General features: G+C 70.4%; 18 protein-coding genes. 7 read left to right on the top strand and 11 right to left on the bottom strand.

The annotated features are described in order from the left end of the window. Positions 1-1,562, bottom strand: a 1,562-nt coding sequence (locus tag PV679_RS34075; RefSeq protein ID WP_319684938.1) for an ABC-F family ATP-binding cassette domain-containing protein, incomplete at its 3' end; no start/stop codon positions are given. A 27-nt stretch (positions 1,563-1,589) separates the two neighbouring features. Next, positions 1,590-2,123: a TrmH family RNA methyltransferase gene (locus PV679_RS34070; RefSeq protein ID WP_319684937.1), complete on the bottom strand. Its 534-nt coding sequence runs from the start codon at positions 2,121-2,123 to the stop codon at positions 1,590-1,592. A gap of 213 nt (positions 2,124-2,336) precedes the next feature. Between PV679_RS34070 and PV679_RS34065 the strand changes: the two genes are divergently transcribed. After that, entirely contained in the window at positions 2,337-3,299 is a 963-nt protein-coding gene (locus tag PV679_RS34065; RefSeq protein ID WP_319684935.1) for an FAD-dependent oxidoreductase, read from the top strand. Positions 3,300-3,318: 19 nt separating this feature from the next. On the opposite strand, the gene PV679_RS34060 is transcribed toward PV679_RS34065, so the two are convergent. Both PV679_RS34060 and PV679_RS34055 read right to left on the bottom strand, forming a co-directional pair. Then, a complete protein-coding gene (locus PV679_RS34060) occupies positions 3,319-4,644 on the bottom strand; it encodes a M14 family metallocarboxypeptidase (protein WP_319684933.1) in 1,326 nt (441 codons plus the stop codon). Further along, positions 4,641-6,641 carry a Xaa-Pro dipeptidyl-peptidase gene (locus tag PV679_RS34055; RefSeq protein ID WP_319684932.1) on the bottom strand — a complete coding sequence of 667 codons (2,001 nt, stop codon included), beginning with the start codon at positions 6,639-6,641 and terminating at the stop codon, positions 4,641-4,643. Before PV679_RS34055 ends, PV679_RS34060 begins: the two co-directional genes overlap by 4 nt. A 285-nt stretch (positions 6,642-6,926) precedes the next feature. Here PV679_RS34055 and PV679_RS34050 point away from each other — a divergent pair, with 285 nt between their 5' ends. Both PV679_RS34050 and PV679_RS34045 read left to right on the top strand, forming a co-directional pair. Further along, positions 6,927-7,967 (top strand): LacI family DNA-binding transcriptional regulator, encoded by a 1,041-nt coding sequence (locus tag PV679_RS34050; protein WP_319684930.1) that lies wholly within the window; start codon positions 6,927-6,929, stop codon positions 7,965-7,967. A gap of 107 nt (positions 7,968-8,074) precedes the next feature. Then, positions 8,075-8,803: a MerR family transcriptional regulator gene (locus tag PV679_RS34045; RefSeq protein WP_319684928.1), complete on the top strand. Its 729-nt coding sequence runs from the start codon at positions 8,075-8,077 to the stop codon at positions 8,801-8,803. Positions 8,804-8,830: 27 nt separating this feature from the next. Here PV679_RS34045 and PV679_RS34040 read toward each other — a convergent pair whose 3' ends face one another. The 4 genes from PV679_RS34040 to PV679_RS34025 all read right to left on the bottom strand — a co-directional run bounded on the left by PV679_RS34040 (position 8,831) and on the right by PV679_RS34025 (position 14,526). After that, on the bottom strand, positions 8,831-11,011 hold the full coding sequence (locus PV679_RS34040; RefSeq protein ID WP_319684926.1) for a 3-hydroxyacyl-CoA dehydrogenase NAD-binding domain-containing protein: 2,181 nt from the start codon (positions 11,009-11,011) through the stop codon (positions 8,831-8,833). Between the two features lie 33 nt (positions 11,012-11,044). After that, a complete protein-coding gene (locus tag PV679_RS34035) occupies positions 11,045-12,259 on the bottom strand; it encodes an acetyl-CoA C-acetyltransferase (RefSeq protein WP_319684924.1) in 1,215 nt (404 codons plus the stop codon). Positions 12,260-12,335: 76 nt separating this feature from the next. Continuing rightward, the gene (locus tag PV679_RS34030) at positions 12,336-13,505 is read right to left on the bottom strand and encodes a CaiB/BaiF CoA-transferase family protein (protein WP_319684923.1); all 1,170 of its coding nucleotides are present in this window, start codon (positions 13,503-13,505) and stop codon (positions 12,336-12,338) included. A gap of 334 nt (positions 13,506-13,839) precedes the next feature. Beyond that, positions 13,840-14,526 carry an endonuclease V gene (locus tag PV679_RS34025; RefSeq protein ID WP_319684921.1) on the bottom strand — a complete coding sequence of 229 codons (687 nt, stop codon included), beginning with the start codon at positions 14,524-14,526 and terminating at the stop codon, positions 13,840-13,842. Between the two features lie 85 nt (positions 14,527-14,611). Between PV679_RS34025 and PV679_RS34020 the strand changes: the two genes are divergently transcribed. From PV679_RS34020 to PV679_RS34005, 4 genes are all read left to right on the top strand, one after another. Next, positions 14,612-14,911 (top strand): YciI family protein, encoded by a 300-nt coding sequence (locus PV679_RS34020; protein WP_319684919.1) that lies wholly within the window; start codon positions 14,612-14,614, stop codon positions 14,909-14,911. Positions 14,912-15,155: 244 nt separating this feature from the next. Continuing rightward, positions 15,156-15,575, top strand: coding sequence for an SsgA family sporulation/cell division regulator (locus PV679_RS34015; RefSeq protein ID WP_319684917.1), 420 nt, complete (start codon positions 15,156-15,158; stop codon positions 15,573-15,575). 277 nt (positions 15,576-15,852) lie between these two features. Continuing rightward, positions 15,853-16,827, top strand: a complete 975-nt coding sequence (locus PV679_RS34010) for an acyl-ACP desaturase (RefSeq protein ID WP_319684916.1) — start codon at positions 15,853-15,855, stop codon at positions 16,825-16,827. A 118-nt stretch (positions 16,828-16,945) separates the two neighbouring features. Further along, on the top strand, positions 16,946-17,866 hold the full coding sequence (locus tag PV679_RS34005) for a chitosanase (RefSeq protein WP_319684914.1): 921 nt from the start codon (positions 16,946-16,948) through the stop codon (positions 17,864-17,866). A gap of 58 nt (positions 17,867-17,924) precedes the next feature. Here the strand turns inward: PV679_RS34005 and PV679_RS34000 are convergent, their stop codons facing one another. The 3 genes from PV679_RS34000 to PV679_RS33990 form a co-directional block, all read right to left on the bottom strand. Further along, positions 17,925-18,209 (bottom strand): WhiB family transcriptional regulator, encoded by a 285-nt coding sequence (locus PV679_RS34000; protein ID WP_319684913.1) that lies wholly within the window; start codon positions 18,207-18,209, stop codon positions 17,925-17,927. Positions 18,210-18,301: 92 nt separating this feature from the next. Then, complete coding sequence (locus tag PV679_RS33995; RefSeq protein WP_319684911.1) at positions 18,302-19,102, bottom strand: VOC family protein; 801 nt, start codon at positions 19,100-19,102, stop codon at positions 18,302-18,304. Positions 19,103-19,593: 491 nt separating this feature from the next. Beyond that, complete coding sequence (locus PV679_RS33990; protein ID WP_319684910.1) at positions 19,594-21,756, bottom strand: discoidin domain-containing protein; 2,163 nt, start codon at positions 21,754-21,756, stop codon at positions 19,594-19,596. Positions 21,757-22,240 lie beyond the last annotated feature (484 nt).

Genomic DNA, 22,240 nt, shown 5'->3' with positions numbered 1-22,240 from the left:
TGCGTGACCAGCAGCAGCGTGCCGTCGTAGGAGTCCAGCGCCGACTCAAGCTGTTCGATGGCCGGCAGGTCGAGGTGGTTGGTCGGCTCGTCCAGGACCAGGAGATTGACGCCTCGGCCCTGGAGGAGCGCGAGTCCGGCGCGGGTCCGTTCGCCCGGCGACAGGGTCGTCGCGGGCCGCAGCAGGTGGTGCGACTTCAGGCCGAACTTGGCGAGGAGCGTACGGATCTCGGCGGGTTCGGTGTCGGGTACGGCCGCGCGGAAGGCGTCCAGGAGCGTCTCCGGGCCGTGGAAGAGCGCGCGCGCCTGGTCGACCTCGCCGACGACCACGCCCGAGCCGAGCGTCGCGTGTCCGGCCTCCAGCGGGAGGCGGCCCAGCAGCGCGGCCAGCAGAGTGGACTTGCCCGAGCCGTTGGCCCCGGTGATGGCGACCCGGTCGGCCCGGTCGATCTGGAGCGAGACCGGCCCGAAGTGGAAGTCGCCGCGGGTCGCTTCGGCGGCGCGCAGGGTCGCCACGACGGCTCCGGAGCGATCCGCTGAGGCGATCTCCATCCGCAGTTCCCACTCTTTGCGGGGCTCTTCGACGACATCGAGGCGCTCGATCATGCGCTGGGTCTGGCGTGCCTTGGCCGCCTGTTTCTCGGTGGACTCGGTGCGGAGGTTACGGCCGATCTTGTCGTTGTCGGTCGCCTTGCGCCGCGCGTTCTTGACGCCCTTCTCCATCCAGGCGCGCTGCATCTGCCCGCGCGTCTCCAGGGACGACTTCCTGTCCGCGTACTCCTCGTACTCCTCGCGGGCGTGGCGGCGCGCGGTCTCGCGCTCCTCCAGATATCCCTCGTAGCCGCCGCCGAAGAGCGTGATCTTCTGCTGGGCCAGGTCGAGTTCGAGCACCTTGGTGACGGTGCGCAGCAGGAATTCGCGGTCGTGGCTGACGACGACGGTGCCGGCCCGCAGGCCGGTCACAAAGGTCTCCAGGCGCTCAAGGCCGTCGAGGTCCAGGTCGTTGGTCGGTTCGTCGAGCAGGAAGATGTCGTACCGCGAGAGCAGGAGCGAGGCGAGGCTCGCGCGGGCGGCCTGGCCGCCGGAGAGAGTGGTCATCGGCTGGTCGAGCCCGATGGTCAGACCGAGTGAGGCGGCAACCTCCTCGGCCCGTTCGTCGAGGTCGGCGCCGCCGAGGCTCAGCCAGCGCTCCAGGCTGGTGGCGTAGGCGTCGTCGGCGCCAGGCGCGCCGTCGACGAGCGCCTGGGTCGCTTCGTCGAGCGCGGTCTGCGCGGCGGTGACTCCGGTACGGCGGCCCAGGAAGGCCCGTACGGTCTCGCCCGCGCGCCGCTCGGGCTCCTGGGGAAGGTGACCGACGGCGGCGGTGGGCGGGGAGAGTCTGAGCACCCCGTCCTCCGGGGTGTCGAGTCCGGCGAGCAGCCGGAGCAGTGTGGACTTCCCGGCGCCGTTGGCGCCCACGAGTCCGATCACATCGCCGGGCGCGATCACCAGGTCCAGGCCGGTGAAGAGTGAGCGGTCGCCGTGTCCTGCGGCGAGATCCTTGGCTACGAGCGTGGCAGTCATCAGGTCTTTGATCCTAGGCCCTGTCTGTCAGAGCAGGCCCGCCAGTTTGTACAGGCCCAGGGAACCGGCGACCGCCACATTCAGGCTGGCGCCGGTGCCGATCATCGGAATCTCGACACACTGGTCGAGCAGGTCCAGGGCCTCGGGCGGGATGCCGTGCTGCTCGTGCCCGAGGACCATGACCGTGGGGTGGCGGGCCGCCGGCAGGTCGGCCAGCCGTATCGCCTCTTCGGCGAGTTCGACGCCGACGATCCGCAGCCCTCGTTCCCGCTGTCTCTCCAGCCAGCCGAGCGGATCACCTGTCCAGTGCACGCAGGGCGGCTTGCGCAGGGTGTTGCCGCGAGCCAGGGCCTCGGGCACCCAGGAGAAGCGCGGCAGCGCCAGACAGGCGCCGACCGCGTCACAGGTGCGGGCCAGCGTGCCCAGATTGGCGCCGTGCAGCGGCCACAGCGGCGCCGCGTAGAGATGGTCCCAGCAGGAGTGGGCGCGCGGGCGGCGGTCGCGGCGCAGCTCACCGGGTGTACGGGTGCGGATCGCGGGACCGCTCCTTCGGCCGCTCATCGCGGCGAGGAGGCGGACCTCCGGTTCTCGGTCGGCATGTTCTCGGGGTTCTTCCTCTGCATGACGGGTGCGGCGATTCGCGGCTCGCCCGGGCCGTCGTCGGGGTCGGTGCACCGCGGTGGCGCGGGCCAAGAGCAAGGATCCCTTCCGGCCGTCTGCCCGTCCAGCGGAATTCGCCGGGTCCGGCCGCCGGGATTCCGCTACGGTCCGGGCATGAGCGGCGGGAACAACGATGTGATCGTGGTCGGCGGCGGGGTCATCGGGCTGACGACGGCGGTGACGCTCGCGGAGAGCGGCCACCGTGTCGGGCTGTGGACCCGTGATCCGGTCACGCGTACCACCTCGGCGGTGGCCGGTGCGCTTGTCTGGCCCTATCGCATCGAACCGGCGGAGCGGGTGGGCGGCTGGCTGGAGCGGTCGCTGGGCAGATACGAGCAGCTCGCGCTGAACTCGGCCGAGACCGGGGTGCGCGGCGTCGCGGGGCTGATGACGGACACTCCGCTCGACTCTCTGGGAAGCTGGGCCTCCCGGGTCCGCGGGCTGCGCGAGGCCCGTGCGGACGAGTTGCCCGACGGCTTCGGCCAGGGTCTGCGGGCCACCGTCCCGCTGGTCGACATGCCCGTACATCTGCGGTATCTGGAGGAGCGCCTGCGCGCGGCCGGCGGCACGGTCGAGCGGCGTACCGTCGTCGGCTTCGAGGAGCCGTCCCGCGAGGCGCCGGTCGTGGTGGACTGCACCGGTCTCGGAGCCCGGGAGCTGGTGCCGGACGCTTCGGTGTATCCGGTGCGGGGCCAGGTGGTGATCGTGGAGAACCCGGGCATCGACGAATGGTTCGTGTCGGCGATTCCGGGCTCCACGGACACCACGTATGTGATGCCGCAGCCGTACGGTGTGCTGCTCGGCGGCACGGCGGCCGACCATTCCTGGGATCCGCGTCCCGACCCGGCCATGGCCAGGGCGATAGTCGAGCGCTGCGCCCGGATCCGGCCCGCACTCGCCGGGGCACGGGTGGTGGAGCACCGGGTGGGGCTGCGGCCCGCCCGCCCCCGGGTCCGGCTGGAGGCCGTACGACTGCCGGGCGGCGGGCGGCTGGTGCACAACTACGGTCACGGCGGCGCGGGCGTCACCGTGGCCTGGGGCTGCGCGGAGGAAGCCGCCCGGCTGGCGACGGCCTGACCGGGCGCCTCCTCCATGATCAGCAGCGGGCTTCGGGCTGTCCGGCGGTCAGGTGGTAGGTGGCCCGCTCGTCGAGGAGCAGCGGCACGAGATTGCGCTGGGACTGACGGAGCGGCACGAAGGCCCCCTTTCCGAGCGGCACGGACAGCACGCCGTGCAGCGCGAGTTCGTCCTTGACGTCCGCGTACTGGGCCGCGTCGAGGCGGTAGCCGCACGGCGGGTCCTGGAGGGTCTCCTCGGGAGCCGCGGGCTCGTTGTCCGCGCCGCCGAGGTAGACCGGTCCTCGGTCCGTCAGCCCGGCCAGCCGCGCGGTGGCCGTGGCGGTCACGATCCGGGCCCTGCGCTCATCGGTGAAGGAGAACAGGCCCTTCAGTGAGTCGAGTTGGCTCTTCACACGGCGGCGGTTGTTCAGCGGCTCGTCGGCCTTCTCTGCGTCGGTCATCGGGTCGACCCGGCTCTCGATGAGCAGGCCGAGCGAGTGTTTGACGCCCGCGGCGTTGCGCAGGATGCGCTCCTGGCCGTCGCCGGCGGTCTGCCGGATGGGATCGCCGGTCACCGGGTCGGTCCAGATGCCGTAGGTGCCGATGGAGTTGCCGCCGGCGCGCGCGGCGGGCCGTACGTACTGTTCGGACAGTGTCTCCGACTCGTCGTGGATCCGTGTGTCGGTGTTGAGATTGCGTGGCCAGAGGTCGAACAGGTCCTTGTCGTAGTACGGCGGAGTGGCGCCGTACTCGTGCAGGTCGTAGATCACGTCGGGGCGCCGGTCGCGGATGAGTGCGGCCATGGCGCGGCCCTCGGCGGTCTTGAGCGCGATGTGGTCGCGGTTGATGTCGATGCCGTCGGAGTTGCCCCGGGTGTCCGCGGCGCGGCCGTCGGGGTTGGCCGTGGGGACGACGAGCACGCTCGTCCGGGCCAGGAAGCGCTTGGTTTCGCGGTCCTTGGTGTAGGCGAGATCGCGGACGGTGGTGAGACACGCCTCGCGTCCGGAGGGCTCGTCGCCGTGCTGGCTGCACACCAGCAGCACGGTGGTGGCGGCGCGCCTGGCGCCGATCTCGACGAGCTGGAGCGGGCGGCCCTGCTTGGTGGTGCCGATGGTGGTGAGGGAGGCGAGGTCGCTTCCTCTGTCGACGGCGGACAGGAACTCCTGCTCCTGGGGCTGGCTGGTCCAGTCCGCGCCGTTGCCGGCCTCGAATCCGGTCCGCGGCGGAGTGTGGGCCGCCTGGGCGGGGACGGTGGCCAACGGCATGACGAGCGCCGCGGCGGTCGCCGCCAGGACGACGGTGCGGACACGGGGTGATATTCGGCGGGACTTCGTCGGGCTGGGCGTTTCCTGACGAGCTGTCATCGGCTGCGGTCTCCCGGGATCGGAGGTGTCCGGCGCGGCTCGGCCACGCCGTTGGGACGGGACTCACGGGGTGCGCTGTGCGGCGGGGCGGTGCCGGTCGTGGCGCGGTGGAACGCCTCGGCGCCGCCGGTGATCGGAAGCCTGGCCGCCGTACGGGCCAGATCGAGAGTGAGCGTGGGTGTGGTCGACGGAGGGTCGATCAGTCCTCGGTCCGTACCGGCGATGACCAGGGCGAGCCGGTGGCCGGCCGGGACGACGTGGTCGGTCGCGGCGAGATCGACGGTGAGGGTGTACGGCTTGCCGGGCGTGAGCGGACGGCCGTGGCCGGCCGACGCGTAGGTGCCGAGGTCGGCCCAGCCGCGGCTGAACACGGTGTGGTCGACCTGCGCCGTGCGGGCCGCGGTCTCCAGATAGCAGGAGCTGTCCGCGGTGGTGCTCGGGCCCCAGCAGGTTCGTTCGGTGAGGGTCGTGATGCCCTCGCCCGCCGCGCTGTAGTCGCGGATGGTGTCGGGGCCGAGGTCGATGAGGACGGCGGAGAGATGGGCGGTCGTGGTGGACGGTGTGGCGGTGACGGTCACCGTGGCGGAGCCGGACAGCCGCAGATCACGCGTGAGCGGCTTGGTGATGAAGCCGGACTTGGCGGGAGTGGACCGGTCGATGTCGGCGGCCCAGTCCGTCTCGTCGAGGCGTGGGTTGTCGGTGAAGGTCTCGGTGCTGCCGGGCCTGGCCGGTGTACGGCTGAGTGTGCCGACGCCGGGAATCGTGCCGGTGGCGGGCCGCAGAGTGGTGGTCTCGGTGGCGCGCGGCGGCCAGACACGGTCGGTGGACCACTGGTCCGGGGCGCGCTCGATGTCGGCCATGGGTTCGCGGTCGATGCCGTTGTCGTAGCCGAGCAGATAGTGGTCGAACCAGCGGTGCAGGGTCGGGACCCAGGCGGCACGACGGAAGTCGAACGGGTCGACGTGGCCGGTCTGGGCGAGCCAGATCTTGCGCTCCACGCCCGCGTCGGCGAGCGCGTCCCACCACTGGCCGAGGTGCTTGGTGCGGACATTGAGGTCCTGCATGCCATGGACGGCGAAGACGCTGGCCCTGACCTTGTCCGCGTCCCGTACATAGTCGCGTTCGGTCCACAGCCGGGTCTGGTCGCCGGTACGCGGAGCCTCGTCGATCAGGCGCTGCCGGACTGCCTGGCAGCGGTCACTGGCCTCGGGGCTCTCCACATATCCGGCGAGCCAGTCGGGTCCCGAGTCGTAGAGCGGCGCGCCCTGCTGGAAGTAGTAGTCGTACCAGGAGGTGATCGCGCTGATCGGGACGATGGTCTTGAGTCCTTCGACACCGGTGGCGGCGACGCCGTTGGCGATGGTGCCGTCGTAGCTCTTGCCGATCATGCCGGTGGCGCCGGTGGTCCAGCCGGCCCGTACGCGGTCGGTGCCGGTGCGGCTGCCGTACGCGCGGGCGCGGCCGTTCAGCCAGTCGACGACGGCCTTGGCGGACTGGATGTCGGACCGGCCGCCGACGTCGACGCAGCCGTCGGAGCGGTTGGTGCCGGCCAGGTCGACGGCGACGAAGGCGTAACCGCGCGGCACGAAGTAGTTGTCGTAGTGCAGCGGGAATCCGACCGGATCGCCGGCCGCGTCATAGGTCTTCTTCTGACTCTCGTTGCCACGTCCGCAGCAGGAGTAGTAGGGACTCGCGTCCATGATCACGGGTATCTTCCGGCCCTGCTGGGCCGGCTCCCGGGGCCGTACGACATCGACGGCGACCCGGTCGCTCCTGCCGTCCGCGTCACCGTCGAGTCCGGTGTCCACCCAGACGGATTCGCGGATGGCGCCCTCGTAGGAGTAGACGGGCCGGCTCTCCTTGACGGCCGCTCCGGCCGCCGCGGGCTGTGCTCCCCGCGCCGCTGTCGGGATGAGCAGCACGCCGAGCAGCGCGGCGGCGGCCGTCGCGACAATCGATCTGCTTGACCAGCGGGTTCCCCGCGCACGGATCTCCATGGGGCGGAAGGTACCCCGGTCAACTCCGGTGTGAAAGAGGGCGATCGAGAGGTCGCGGTGGCGGACGGGACGGCGATGGTGTGACATGTGACGCCATGGCCACTGTGCCCGTTGTGGTCATCGTCGTGGTCTCCGTCGTGCTGATCGTCGTGGTGATCGGAAGCTGCTCGGAGGGCTCGCGAGGACGGTACGGAGGGCCGGCGGAGGCCCGGTGGAAGCGCTCTCTACCGGATCGGTGGCCGGATACGCTGTGAGCCGTCCGTCCGCCGACGAGGAGCACCTACCTTGCCCGAGCCGTCCATTGGGTCCCGCCCCACGCTGGAAGCCGTCGCGGCGCACGCCGGTGTCTCCCGGGCCACGGCCTCGCGGGTCGTCAACGGCGGAGCGGGTGTGCGGGAGCAACTGGCCGAGCGAGTACGGCAGGCCGTCGAAGAGCTCGGATACGTGCCGAACCACGCGGCCCGCACACTGGTCACCCGGCGCACCGGTGCCGTCGCCGTGATCATCGCCGAGCCGGAGGTCCGGATCTTCTCCGATCCGTTCTTCTCCCAGCAGATCCGCGGCATCAGCAAGGAACTGACCGCGAACGACACGCAGTTGGTACTGCTGCTGCTCGAAGGTCCGGGTGATTACGACCGGGTCGCGCGCTATCTGGCGGGCGGCCATGTCGACGGCGCGCTCGCGTTCTCGCTGCACACCGACGACCCGATCCCGGCGATCACCCGGCGAGCCGGGATGCCGACGGTCTACGGAGGCCGGCCGAGCTGGACGGCGGCGCCGGAGCACCGCGCGGTGCCGTATGTGGACGCCGACAACCGCGGCGGCGCTCGCGCGGCCGTGCGGTATCTGCGCGACCTCGGCCGTCAGCGGATCGCGCACATCGCGGGCCCGCGCGACCAGACCTCGGCCACCGACCGGCTCGACGGCTACCGGGACGTACTGCTGGACGGAGATCCGGCGCTGATCGCCGAGGGTGCGTTCACGCAGGAGAGCGGCGCGCGGGCGATGGCGGAGCTGCTGGAGCGGTGCCCGGATCTGGACGCGGTGTTCGCCGCCAACGATCTGATGGCCTCGGGCGCCCTGCGGGTGCTGAAGGAGCGCGGCCGCTCGGTGCCCGGCGATGTGGCGCTGGTCGGCTTCGACGACATGGATCCGGTCGCCGAGGCCACCGACCCGCCGCTGACGACCGTCCAGCAGGACATCGAGGGCCAGGGCCGGCTGATGGCGCGGCTGCTGCTGCGCGGCCTCGACCGGGAGCGGGAGGGAGCGCCGCCGCCGGCCTCGGTGATCACTCCGACGGTGCTGGTGCGGCGCGCCTCGGCCTGAACCGGCCGGACGGCCGGCCCGACGGTGCCGACAGCGCCGTCCGCACTTTCACCACGGCGGTGGCACAGCAGTACTGTTGCACCGAGTCCCAGAAGCGAGGTACGGGCATGGCCGCCGAGACCGAGGAGCCGACACTCACCGTCGACGAGCTGGCCGCGCGGGCCGGGGTCACCGTGCGGACCATCCGTTTCTACAGCACGCGCGGGCTGCTGCCGCCGCCGGTGATCGGACCACGCCGGGTCGGCCACTACGGCCGTGACCATCTCTCCCGGCTGGCGCTCATCGAGGAGCTCCAGCACCAGGGCATGACGCTCGCGGCCGTCGAGCGTTATCTGGAGCAGCTTCCGGCAGGACTGAGCGCGCACGATCTGGCGATCCACCGGGCGCTGGTGGCCTCCTGGGCGCCGGACTCCGCGGAGGACGCGACGCGTGCGGAGCTGGAGCGGCGCGCCGGGCGGGCCCTGGCCGAGGAGGACATCGACCGGCTCGCCGCCATGGGAGTTCTTGTCCGTGCCGACGCTCCGGACACCTATCGGCTGGATCCCGGGCTGCTGCGCCTGGGTGTCGAGCTGCTGGAGGTGCCGATCGCGCACGAGACGATCCTCGCGGCCCGGACGGTCCTGCTGGAGCACACCCGCGAAGCCGCGCACGAGCTGACGCGGCTGTTCCGGGACGAGGTGTGGACGCCGTACCGGGAGCGCGAGTCCGACCCGGGACAGGTGGCGGCGATGAGGTCGCTGTCGGCCCATCTCCAGCCGCTGGTGGTGCAGGCACTGGTGACGGCGTTCCAGCGGTCGCTGAAGGAGGAGCTGCGGGCCGCCTTCCAGGCGGAGTGAGGACGCGGCGGCCCGCACCGCCTCCCGTCAGGCGTCGCTGAATGTCTCACCGTTCGCCGCCTTGCCGACCAGCAGCGCCGGCGGCTCGAACCGCTCTCCGTACCGCTCCGCCAGTTCGCGGGCGCGGGCTACGAAGCCGGGCAGGCCGCCCTCGTAGCCGTTGATGTACTGGAGCACACCGCCCGTCCAGGGCGGGAAGCCGATGCCCATGACCGAACCGATATTGGCGTCGGCGACCGAGGTCAGGACGTTCTCCTCCAGGCAGCGGACGGAGTCCAGCGCCTCCGAGAAGAGCATCCGCTCCTTCATGTCGTGGAACGGGACGGGAGCCTCGGCGTCCGGTGTGCCGAAGTGCCGGCGCAGCTCCGGCCACAGGCGTGTGCGCGTGCCGTCCTCGTCGTACTCGTAGAAACCCGCGCCGCCGCCGCGTCCCGGGCGGCCGAACTCGTCGACCATCCGGTCGACGACCAGGTCCGCCGGGTGTCCGGTCCAGGTGCCGCCGGTCTCCTCGACCGCGCGCCTCGTCTCCTCACGGATCTTCCGCGGCAGAGTGAGTGTCAGCTCGTCCATCAGCGCGAGCACCTTGGCCGGGTAACCGGCCTGAGCGGCGGCCTGTTCGACCGACGCCGGCTCGACACCCTCGCCGACCATCGCGACGCCTTCGTTGAGGAACTGTCCGATGACGCGCGAGGTGAAGAAGCCGCGCGCGTCATTGACGACGATCGGCGTCTTCTTGATCCCGCGCACCAGGTCGAAGGCGCGGGCCAGGGCCTCGTCACCGGTCCGCTCGCCCTTGATGATCTCGACGAGCGGCATCTTGTCGACGGGTGAGAAGAAGTGCAGACCGATGAAGTCCGCGGGCCGGGACACACCTTCCGCCAGCACCGTGATGGGCAGTGTGGAGGTGTTGGAGCAGAGCAGCGCGTCGGGCTCGACGATGTCCTGGATCTCCTGGAACACCTTGTGTTTGAGTGCCGTGTCCTCGAAGACCGCCTCGATCACCACGTCGCAGCCGGCGAGAGCGGCGGGGTCGGTGACCGGAGTGATACGCGCGAGCACCGCGTCCCGCTCGGCCTCGGTCGTACGGCCCCGGGAGAGCTCCTTGGCGAGCAGCTTCGCGGAGTGCGCCTTGCCTTTCTCCGCGGCGTCCTGGGTCACATCCTTGAGGACGACGTCGAGTCCGGCGCGGGCGCAGGAGTACGCGATACCCGCGCCCATCATCCCCGCGCCGAGGACGGCCACCCTGCGGACCTCGCGCGGTGCGACGCTCCCGGGACGGCTCGCACCGGAGTTGACGGCCTGGAGGTCGAAGAAGAACGCCTGGATCATGTTCTTGGCGGTCTGACCGGTGACCAGCTCGGTGAAGTAGCGGGCCTCGATGGTCTGCGCGGTCTCGAAGTCGACCTGAGAGCCCTCGACCGCGGCCGCGAGGATGGCGCGCGGCGCCGGATAGGGAGCGCCCGCGAGCCGCTTCTTGAGATTGGCCGGGAAGGCGGGCAGTTCGGCGGCGAAGCGCGGACTGGACGGCGTGCCGCCCGGGATCCGGTAGCCCTTGACGTCCCACGGCTGCCACGACTCGGGATGGGCGTCGATGAAGGCGCGGGCGCGGTCGAGCATCTCCTCGGTGGTGGCGGCGACTTCGTGGATCAGTCCGTTGTCCAGCGCGCGTTCCGGCGAGTACCGCGTCCCCTGGAGCAGCACCTTGAGCAGCGCGTCGGTGATGCCCATCAGCCGTACGGTACGGGTGACTCCGCCGCCTCCGGGCAGCAGTCCCAGCGTGACCTCCGGCAGACCGATCCTGGATCCGGGCGCGTCGAGGGCGACGCGGTGGTGGCAGGCCAGAGCGATCTCGTAACCGCCGCCCAGGGCCGCGCCGTTGATGGCCGCGACCACGGGCTTGCCGAGGGTTTCGATTCGGCGCAGAGCGCGCTTGACGGCCATGCCGCCGTCGAAGATCCGCTGGGCGTCCGCCGGCCCGGCCTTGATCATGTCCTTGAGGTCACCGCCGGCGAAGAAGGTCTTCTTGGCGGAGGTGACGATGATGCCGCGGATGCTGTCCCGCTCCGCCTCCGCGCGTTCGGCGACCGCCACGACGGACCGCCTGAACGCCTGGTTCATGGTGTTGGCGGACTGGTCCGGGTCGTCGAGGACGAGGGTGACGACGCCCGTCCCGTCCTGCTCCCAGCGAATGGTGGTGGACTCACTCATGCTGCTGCTCCGTATGAGGTGGGGACGGGCCGGTCAGAGACGCTCGACGACGGTGGCGACACCCATGCCGCCGCCGACGCAGAGCGTGGCGAGGCCGTACCGCTTGTCCTGGCGCTCCAGTTCGTCGATGAGGGTGCCGAGGATCATCGCTCCGGTGGCCCCGAGCGGATGGCCGAGCGCGATGGCGCCGCCATTGACGTTGACCTTGTCCAGAGAGAGACCCATGTCCTCGACGAAGCGCAGGACGACCGCCGCGAAGGCTTCGTTGATCTCGACCAGATCGATGTCGTCGATGGCGAGTCCCGCCTTGGCGAGGGCCTTGCGGGTGGCGGGCGCCGGTCCGGTCAGCATGATGGTCGGGTCGGACCCGGTGACGGCGGCGGAGACGACGCGGGCGCGGGGCCTGAGCCCGTAGCGCTCGCCGATCTCCGCGGAGCCGACGGCGACGAGGGCCGCGCCGTCCACGATGCCGGAGGAGTTGCCGGCGTGGTGGACGTGGTGGATCTTCTCGACCCAGTGGTACTTCTGCAGAGCGACGGCGTCGAAGCCGCCCAGGTCGCCGATCCCGGCGAACGACGGCTTCAGCGAAGCCAGCGAGTCCGCGGTGGTGCCCGGGCGCAGGTGCTCGTCGTGGTCGAGGACGGTGAGTCCGTTGCGGTCCAGGACCGGCACGACGGAGCGGTCGAAACGGCCGTCCTTCCAGGCCGCGGCGGCCCGCTCCTGGGACAGCGCCGCGAACTCGTCCACATCGCGGCGGCTGAAGCCGCCGAGGGTGGCGATCAGGTCCGCGCCAATGCCCTGCGGAGCGAAACCGGTCGCGAAGCTGGTCATCGGGTCCATCGCCCAGGCACCGCCGTCGGAGCCCATCGGCACGCGTGACATCGACTCGACGCCGCCCGCGAGGATCAGGTCCTCCCAGCCGGAGCGGACCTTCGCGGCGGCCAGATTGACGGCCTCCAGACCGGAGGCGCAGAAGCGGTTCTCCTGTACGCCCGCGACGGTGTCGGGCAGACCCGCCGCGACGGCCGCGATACGGGCGATGTCCGAGCCCTGGTCACCGAGCGGGCTCACCACTCCGAGCACGATGTCGTCGATCGCAGCCGGGTCCAGTGCCGGGAAGCGGCGGCGCAGTTCATGGATCAGGCCGACGACGAGATCGATGGGCTTGGTGCCGTGCAGGGCGCCATTGGCCTTGCCACGACCGCGCGGGGTGCGGATCGCGTCGTAGACGAACGCTTCGGTACTCACGACGGCTGCCTTTCGGAAGAGCGGTACGGAACGGGTCGAGTGGACGGTCCGGACGGCGGGGCGGTGGCGCTTCGGCTCAGCCCTCCTTGTCGGCGGCGAGCGGATCCGGGTCCGGCGCGCGCGGATCCCAGTGTGGTCCCGACAGCTCCCAGTCGCGGGTCACCTCGGCGGTGTCGGCCCCCGGCCGCGCGGGCGGGCGCCGCACGGAGCCGGGAGTGGCGGAGAACCGGGGCGCGGGCGCGGGCTGGGTGACGCCGGCATGCGAGGTGAAGGTGCCACGGGCCGCGAGATGCGGATGAGCGGGTGCCTCGCGCAGTGAGAGGACCGGCGCGACGCAGGCGTCGGACCCTTCGAAGATCGCCGTCCACTCCTGGCGGGTCTTCGTCCTGAACCGCTCGGCCACGGCGTCCCGCAGTTCGTCCCAGCGTCCGAAGTCCTTACGGGACGGGACCTCGTCCGCGATGCCGAGCAGCTCGATGAACTCGTCGTAGAACCGCCGCTCCAGCGCGCCGACCGCCATGTACTGGCCGTCGGAGGTCTCGTACGAACCGTAGAAGGGAGCGCCGCCGTCCAGCAGGTTGGCGCCACGTCTGTCCTGCCAGCCGCCCGCGGCCATCATCGCGTGGATCATGGTGGTGAGATGGGCGGTGCCGTCGACGATGGCCGCGTCGACGACCTGGCCGGTGCCGCCGGGCGCCCGGGTGTGCTGGAGCGCCGCGAGCACGCCGATGACGAGATAGAGCGAGCCTCCCGCGTAGTCACCGAGCAGGTTCGCCGGCAGCGCGGGCGGCTCGTCGGCCTTGCCGATCATGGAGAGGGCGCCGGTCACCGCGACATAGCCGATGTCGTGTCCGGCGCGCTCGGCGAGCGGGCCCTCCTGGCCCCAGCCGGTCATCCGTCCGTACACCAGGCGCGGGTTGCGGCCGAGACACTCCTCCGGGCCGAGGCCGAGACGTTCGGCGACGCCCGGCCGGTATCCCTCGATGAGCACATCGGCGCGCTCGACCAGATCGAGGACGCGGGCCGCGCCGTCCTCGGTCTTGAGGTCGATCAGCACGGAACGCTTGTTGCGGTTGGTGAGATCGTGCGCCGGATCGATGCCGAGCCCGGCACCGCCCGGACGGTCGACCCGTACGACATCGGCGCCGAGGTCGGCGAGGGTCATGGCGGCGAACGGGCCTGGCCCGATGCCGGCCAGCTCGACCACGCGTACACCGGTCAGCGGACCGTTTCCTGTCGCTGCCATCTGGCCCCCAGCACTGTGACACAACTGATGTAACAGCAATGATGCCAGGAACGCGCCTCACGCGGCGCAAGCGCCCGGTGCGGAGCCGGCGGATCGTGCCGGGCTCGCTCTCCAGACTTCCTCCTGCCACGGGCCGCGGCCACCGGCGACGGCGCCGGGCGGTCGGCGGAGCGGGCTTCCGGCCGCGCGGCACGGGGCTCGCCGGCCGCCCGGTGGCGCGCTCCGTGGGCCGACGGGCGTCGCCGGTCCGCTCATCGCGGAGCGTCTCGCCGCGCTGCTCCGGACGAGTGCCGCCGGGCCCGTCGATGTGGTCGCGGACCGGCCGGCCCTCCGGCTACCGCCTTCCGGTCGCCTCGCGCAGCGCCCGGCGGCAGAGCGCGTCCGCGCGCCGCGTGGACTCGGGAAGGCGGTAGTCGCGGGCCAGCCGCAGTGTGTGGGCGCAGGCGTTCGCGAGGCCGACACGGTGTCCGACCGAGACAAACACCGGCTTGACGTTGTCCTGAGTGCGCAGCGCCCGGCCCACCTCCTCGCCGTCGTCGGCCACCAGTGGCGAGGAGTCGCCACGCCGGGTGCCCGGCCGCTCATAGGAGAAGGTGAACGGATTCTTCGCCACGCCCATGACCGGGAGCCCGGTGAGAACACCGAGATGGGCCGCGAGCCCGAAGCGGCGCGGATGTGCCAGGCCGTAGCCGTCGCAGACGACGAGTCCGGGGTCCGACGTCAGCGATTCCAGCGCTGCCAGGACGGTCGGGATCTCCCGGAAGGCCAGCAGGCCCGGCACGTACGGGAACGCGACCCGGCCGACGGCGGTGGCCTCGTCGACCACGGCGAGAGTGGCGGCGTCCAGCACGACGGCCGCGGCTGCGACAACATCACGCTCGTCGTCGTAGGCCACATCGACTCCGGTCACCAGGCCGGTGCCGGGCGGCGGTCCGGGTTCGTCGAGTACGACGCGGCGGCGCAGCTCGTCCTGGACGGCGCGCGCCTCGGCCTCGTCCGCCGGCATCCGGATCGTCGTCATGGTGACCACGACCCTACGGGCCGTACGCCCGGTAAGGATCCCCGCGGGTCCGGAGACCGACCGGACACGTCCTAGTCTGACGATCATGTTCGTACTTGAATTGACCTATACCGCGCCCGTCGAGCAGGTCGACGAGTTCCTCGATGCCCATATCGCCTGGCTGGACACGGAGTACGAGTCCGGTGTCTTCATCGCCTCCGGCCGCAAGAACCCGCGCGACGGCGGCGTGATTCTGGCGGTCGGCGACGACCGCGCGGAGATCGAGCGCATCACCGCGGCCGATCCCTTTGTGACGGGCGGGGTCTGCGCCTACCGGATCACGGAGTTCACCGCGACGAAGACGGCGCCCGCGCTCGCGCCGTACCTCCAGCCTCTTCCGCACTGAGTCCCGCGATCAGGGAGCCGCCCGGGACGCGTGGCGAGTCCCGGGCGGCGGCCCGCGCCATATGAGCGACGGCAAATCCCTCATATCAGGGCCATTCGGTCCACCTTCCACGGACATGATCACGCTCGCACGGTGACGCAAGTCACTCCTCATCCTGAGCACGGATCGGCACGCTCAGCCGTCTTCCTCCATAGGAGAAGAACGCGTCCGACTCCATCTCCCGTCCGTCGAAGGGGAGCAGGCCATGCCACCCGTCATCGAACAGGCCGTAGAGGCCCGCCTGGTAGCGGCCGTCCCCCGGACGGAGACCGTCCCCGCGACGCTGCGCTACGACCGGGGAGAACCCTTCGCCGTGTGCATGGCGTTCCCGCCTCCGGCGACACTTGAGGGCACCGAGGTCACCTGGGAGTTCTCCCGCGAACTGCTGGCCAAGGGAATGACCGAGCCCGCCGGTGTCGGCGACGTACGGGTGCGGCCCTTCGGATACGGCCGTACGGTCCTGGAGTTCCACGCTCCCGAGGGAACGGCGATGGTGCATCTCCGCACCTCCGAGCTGCGCCGCTTCCTGGAGCGTTCCCAGGGTCTCGTGCCGGCCGGCCGCGAGCATCTCTATCTCGATCTGGACCACGATCTGACCGAGCTGCTGCGGCGCGACGCGAGCTGACCGCCACGACCGCCTCCGGCAGCGGCCGGACCGCCTTGATCCGTACCGCGCGAGTGGATCCGGCGCCTGCGCCCGACCGGTGCCGATGCCCGCCGAAGCCGACCCGGCGGGAAAGCGCGACAGGAGTGTTCTCCTCCGCGCCTTCGTGACCTGTACGTCTCTCCGGGTGTCACAAGTTTTCGACGTCCCAGGATTGGCCTTCGGCTTACCGCGGCTTTAACCTACGGTGTCGTAACCTACGAACCCGTAGGTACACCTCCCGTCCCCAGGAGCACCCGTGACGATCACCTCTCCCCACCTCGGCAGTTCGGAAGCGTGGACCGACGCGCGACTGCTGTTCGCGCTGGAAGAGGTGGTGGAGAAGGAGCTCAACCGCCATCTCAAGGTCGCCAAGGACTGGATGCCGCACGAGTACGTCCCGTGGTCCGACGGCCGGAACTTCCCCGGGATATTCGAAGACGGCGAGGCCTGGGACCCCGAACAGTCCAAGGTCACCGACATCGGCAAGATCGCGCTCGTGGTCAATCTGCTGACCGAGGACAATCTGCCCAGCTATCACCACGAGATCGCCAGCCTCTTCGGCCGCGACGGCGCCTGGGGCACCTGGGTGCACCGCTGGACCGCGGAGGAGGGCCGGCACGGCATCGTGATGCGTGACTATCTGCTCACCTCGCGCGCCGTCGACCCGGACAAGCTGGAGCAGTTCCGGATGGCGCACATGTCGGAGGGCTTCGAGTCCGACAACCGCCACTCGATGCTGCACTCGGTCGCGTACGTCGCCTTCCAGGAGCTGGCCACCCGGGTCTCGCACCGCAACACCGGGCATCAGTCCGGCGATCCGGTCTGCGACCGGATGCTGGCGCGGATCGCCACCGACGAGAACCTGCACATGGTCTTCTACCGGAATCTGCTGGGCGCGGCCTTCGAGATCGCACCCGATCTGACGATGCGGGCCGTACGCGATGTGGTCGTGCACTTCCGGATGCCCGGACACGGCATGCCCGGCTTCGAGCGCGCCGCCGCCCAGATGGCCATCGGCGAGATCTACAACATGCGGATCCACCACGACGACGTGCTCCAGCCGGTCCTGCGCTATCTCAAGGTCCTCGACATCGACGGACTGGGTCCCGAGGGACTCAAGGCGCAGGAGGAACTGGGCTTGTACATGAACGGCCTGGACAGCGAGGCGAGCAAGTTCGACGAGAAGCTCGCCGCGCGCAAGGCACGGATGGCGGCGCGCGCCGCCGGCTGACCGACCGTCAGCCGACCGGCCCCGGAAGGGCGTTCGCGCGAGGACCGGCGAAGGCCGGCGGCCGTCCGACGGGGAGGCCGTACCGGGCCGTGCGCGGGCGCGTCGTACGCTGTGCCGGATGAAGCCTGTCACGCGCCTCTTCCTCATAGGCGCTCCCATAGTCGTCGCCGTCGCCGTCATCTTCGGCGGCGGCGACGACTCGGGTGTGCTCGCCGACCATCCGCCGGCCTATCCCGGTCAGAGCGGCGCTCCCAATCCGCTGGCGTCCGGAGAGCCGGACGACCAGGCGGCCCTGGAGAAGCGGATCGACAAGATGCCGCCCGGCCTCGCCGCTCCCGCGAAGAAGGAGATCGCCGCCAGGCTCGTGGCCAGCGCGGAGAACTCCACGCTCGACTGGCGCGGCCAGTACGGCGCCATCGAGGACATCGGCGACGGCAACGGCTACACGGCCGGCGTCATCGGATTCTGCTCCGGTACGAACGACATGCTGCAACTGGTCGAGTCGTATACGAAGAGCCATCCCGACAATCCGCTGGCCTCCTATCTCCCGGCGCTGCGCGAGGTGGACGGCACCGACTCGCACGAGGGCCTGGATCCCGGCTTCCGGGACGCCTGGGCGGAGGCCGCCGAGTCGCCCGACTTCCGCGAGGCACAGGACCGGACTCGCGACCGGATCTACTTCGATCCCGCCGTACGGCTCGCCAAGATGGACGGCCTCGGGACACTCGGGCAGTTCGTCTACTACGACGCGATGGTGCTGCACGGCCCCGGGCTCGACGCGGAGGGCTTCTACGGAATCCGCCAGGCGGCGATGAAGAAGGCGAAGCCGACGGCCGAGGGCGGCGACGAGAAGACCTATCTCAACGCCTTCCTGGACCAGAGCCGGTCCGTGATGAAGGCGAAGCTCATCACGACACAGCGCGACTCGTCGCGGATCGACACCGCCCAGCGGGTGTTTCTGCGGGACGGCAACATGAATCTGGATCCGCCGCTGACCTGGCAGATGTACGGAGAGACATTCCGGATCGACGGGCGCTGAGGCCCGCGCGCGCCGGTGCCGACGCGGGACCGCTCACTCCGCGCGCGACGAAACCGCCTCAGCCGCCGTTGCGCCGGAGCCGCTGCCGCTCCTTCTCGGAGAGCCCGCCCCACACTCCGAATCGCTCGTCGTGAGTGAGTGCGTACTGAAGACAGGCCACTCGGCCCTCGCAGGCGCCGCAGACCTGTTTGGCCTCGCGGGTGGAGGAGCCGGGAGCGGGAAAGAAGAAGTCCGCTCCGGTCTGAGCGCACAACGCGCTCTCCTGCCAGGAGAGTTCGTGCTTCGTACGGTCGCTCCTGGCGCCAGTGCTGGTGGTGGAACTGGTGGTGATGTTGATCGGCATGCCTGACAGGCTGCCCCGCCGCGATAAACATCCGCTTGACGAACGATCATCGCCGACCGGATCGCGGCGGCTCCGCGGCCCGGCCACGGCCGTCAGGCGACCGGCGCCGCCTGCAGGACGGCGAACCGCGCGCCGTAGGGATCGGCGAGCTTGGCGAAACGGCCCACGCCCTCCAGCTCAACGGGCGCCATCAGGACCGTACCGCCCAGTGCTCGCGCGACGGCCACCGTAGCGTCGCACTCCGTGACCGCGAAGTACAGCAGCCAGTGCGGCCCGCCGTCGGCCTCGACCGGATCGGAGCCGAGAGGCACGAACCCGCCGAAGACGGAGTCCGAGCCCTGGCCGGCCGGATTGATCATCCGGTAGGTGCCGGTGCCGCCCGGCATCGGCATACTGACGACCTCCCAGCCGAAGACCGAGTTGTAGAAGGCGAACGCGCCGTCCTCGTCCGGCGTGTACAGCTCGCACCAGCAGAGGCTGCCCGGCTCGTTGACCACGCCCAGGCCCTTGTTCCGGGCCGGCTGCCAGACCGAGAAGGCGGCGCCGGCCTCGTCGGTGAAGACCGCCATCGTGCCGAGCCCCATGATGTCCATCGGCTTGAAGACGACAGAGCCGCCACTCTGCTCGACGGCCTTGGCCGTGGCCTCGGCGTCGGGTGTCCGGAAGTACAGCGACCAGGACGGCGGGCCCTGGTCCGGCGGGACAATCATGACGCCGGCGGCGGTCCTGCTCCCCGGGTTCTGCTGAAACATGCCGTAGCCGCCCGCCTCGGGTCCCGCCGAGCGGTAGTCCCAGCCGAAGAGACCGTGGTAAAAGACGGTCGCTCCGTCGATGTCGGGAGTGCCGAGGTCGGCCCAGTCCGGAGAGCCGGTGACAAACGGGGTGATGAGCATGGCGCGCTCCTTCATGGGATCCCGTCGCTCTGCCTCCGAGTCTCCCTCCGATGCCGCGCCGCCGCACGCAAGGAACACCCGGCCGCGCACACCGGCCCCGAGCGCCTGAATGGTTGTGCGCCGCGCCGCATCGTTCCCGGACGCTCTGCAGCGTGGTCTCACGGCCCTGCCGCCGCCCATGGCAACAGTCATGGGCGGCGGCAAGCATTCGTCCTTGGCCCTGTCTGACACATCCCGCCTGGCCCACGACGCCCGGCACGCCCGCTCGCGGCGTTGTCGGAGTCAGCCACGTACGTCCCGTACGAGCCTGCTCCTCCGCCTTGCGATCGCACGCACCGGACCCCGCGGGCCCCGCCCTGCGGGCGAACGGCGCCATGTGTCAGACAGGGCCCAGCGAACAGGAACCGGGTGCGGCGCCGCCGGTCGATCGCGAGGTCACATGCCCTTTGGCAGTGCGGTCGCGTTCACTTCTTGACGACACCGGCACCCGGCTACTGCGAAACCCGCACGTAGTCGATCAGCATCTTCTGCGGGAGAGTGGTCGAGGCGTCCGGAGGCCCCGGGAAGTCACCACCGATCGCGTTGTTGAGGATGATGAAGAACGGGTGGTCGTACACCCAGGGCCCCCTCGTCTGCTCCAGCGTGGAACGCTCCACGGTGAAGAAGGCGTTGCCGTCGACCGTGAAGGTCATCCGGCTGGAGTTCCAGTCCACGGCGTAGGTGTGGAAGGCGGAGGCGAAATCCGAGCCCGGGACGGTGTACGGAGCGCCATAGCCACCGCCGCCGTTGTAGGCCGGCGCGTGGAGGGTCGAGTAGACGGTGTCCGCCGTCTTGCCGACATGCTCCATGATGTCGATCTCACCACTGTTGGGCCACGGTGTGCCGGTCTTGAAGTTCGATCCGAGCAGCCAGAACGCCGGCCACAGACCCTTGGTGCCGGACACCTTGATGCGTGCCTCGACATGTCCGTAGGTGAAGTTGAAGTGGTCCGCGGTGTTGAGCCGGCCCGAGGTGTACTGGCAGGTGGTGCTGCCGCTCAGCGGGTCGCGCGGGCAGGCGGAACCGGGAGTGACCTCCTTGCGGACCTCGATGCCGAGGTTGCCGTTGCCGTCCATCGTGGCGTTCCGGTTGTTGGTGTAGTACTCCAGCTCGTTGTTGACACCGGGGCCGGTCTCGGCCGTCCACTTGGCCGGGTCGGGCGTGCTGCCCGCAGGGCCGTTGAACTCGTCGCTCCACACCAGGCGTGGCGGGTTGGCCGGGTCCGGCGGCTGCGGCGGCGGAGCGGTCGGGCTGCCGCCGGTGCCGTACACGTCGAAGTCCCACAGCGAGTAGCCGTACGCGCCGACGCGCGCCGTGCCGTACATCCGGACGTAGCGGCCGGTGCCGGTGACGTTCAGGGTCTCCTTGAAGCCCTTGCCGGTGGTGGTCGAGTAGATGCTTGTCCAGTTGGTGCCGTCGGGCGACGTCTGGATCTGGTACGAGGTCGCGTACGCCGGGTCCCACTGGAGGACGACCTTGTCGATCTGGGCGGTCGCGCCGAGGTCCACCCGGATCCAGCCCGGGTCGACCCAGCCATTGGTGTCACTGGTCGCCCAGCGGGTGGCCGGGTCGTGGTCCAGCGCCTTGGCCGGAGTGCAGCCCGAGCAGTTGGGGCTGTCCTGATAGGTGGAGGCCGTCGCCGGCTTGTTGTACGAGAGCAGGGTCGAGCCGCCGGTGGGCGGCGGCGTGGTGCCGCCACCGCTGGTGAAGATCTGGAACTCCCAGAGCGAGTAGCCGTACTGAGTGGCCCGCTGGGTGCCGTACACCCGCACATAGCGGCCGGATCCGGTGAGTGTGATCACCTCGGTGGCGCCGGGGCCGGTGGTGGTGGAGTGGACGGTCGTCCAGTTGGTGCCGTCCGTCGACGTCTGGATCTGGTACGCCTTGGCGTATGCCGCCTCCCAGCTCAACTGCACTCCGCAGATGGACTGTACGGAGCCGAGGTCGACGCGGAGCCACTGCGGGTCACCGACCGCGCTGGACCAGCGCGTCCCGGCGTTGCCGTCGACCGCGGCCGAGGCCGGGTTGGCCGCGTTCTCCGTCGAGGACGCGGTGGCCGGCTGGTTGAGCGCCGCGTTGGTCTGGCTGCAGCCCACGCCGGAGGACCCGGTGCTGCCGTACACCTGGAATTCCCAGAGCGAGTAGCCGTACGGCGTCGCGCGCTGGGTGCCGTACACGCGCACATAACGGCCGGAGCCGGTGACATCGAGCGTCTGGTCGCCGCCGGTGGCGGTGGTGGTGGAGTAGACGCTCGTCCAGTCGGTGCCGTCCGTCGACGTCTGGATCTGGAAGGCCTTGGCGTACGCGGCTTCCCAGTCGAGGGTGACGCGCGTGATGGACGAGGTCGCGCCGAGGTCGATCTGGAGCCACTGCGGATCGGCGGCGGCGCTGGACCAGCGGGTGCCCGCGCTGCCGTCGACCGCGGCGGAGGCGGGGGTGCCGGCGTTCTCCGTGGAGGACGCCGTCGCCGTCCTGCCCTGCGAGAGCAGGGTGTCCGCGGCCTTGGCCGGCGTGCCGGTGAAGGCAAGCGCCAGACTCGCGATGACAGCGGTGACAAGGGAGATAACGAGGGCATGTCTGTGACGTAATACGGAGAGGGTGGCACTGCCTGTCATGGCGTCTCCTCATGGTCGCCAATCCCGAGAGAGCGCTCTCTGGGTGAGGTGATGATTACGGCGTTGTTGCCGACGCGTCAATAAGTTGAACGAGTTCCGGCGCGCGCGGACTTCAATTGATTCATCAATTGTCGTCTGTTGATAGTCCGTCAGGTTGACATTCCGCCGGTGACCTGGCAGGTGGGACGCCGGAACACAGCGAAAAGCCGCCGCCTCTCACGAGGCGGCGGCCCGTACGGCGCCGGACAGGGTCTGGGCCCTGTCTGGCACATCCCGCCGTCCGCCCGCGGGGCGGGGCCCGCGGGGTCCGGTGCGTGCGATCGCAAGGCGGAGGAGCAGGCTCGTACGGGACGTACGTGGCTGACTCCGACAACGCCCCGAGCGGGCGTGCCGGGCGTCGCGGGCCAGGCGGGATGTGTCAGACAGGGTCTAGGTCGTGTCTGACACATAGCGCCGTCCGCCCGGAGGGCGGGGCCTGCGACGT

The organism is Streptomyces sp. AK02-01A (assembly GCF_033795305.1).
GTDB lineage: Bacteria > Actinomycetota > Actinomycetes > Streptomycetales > Streptomycetaceae > Streptomyces.
The sequence above is the reverse complement of the archived record's forward strand: the minus strand, read 5'-3'. Positions and strand labels throughout refer to the sequence as shown.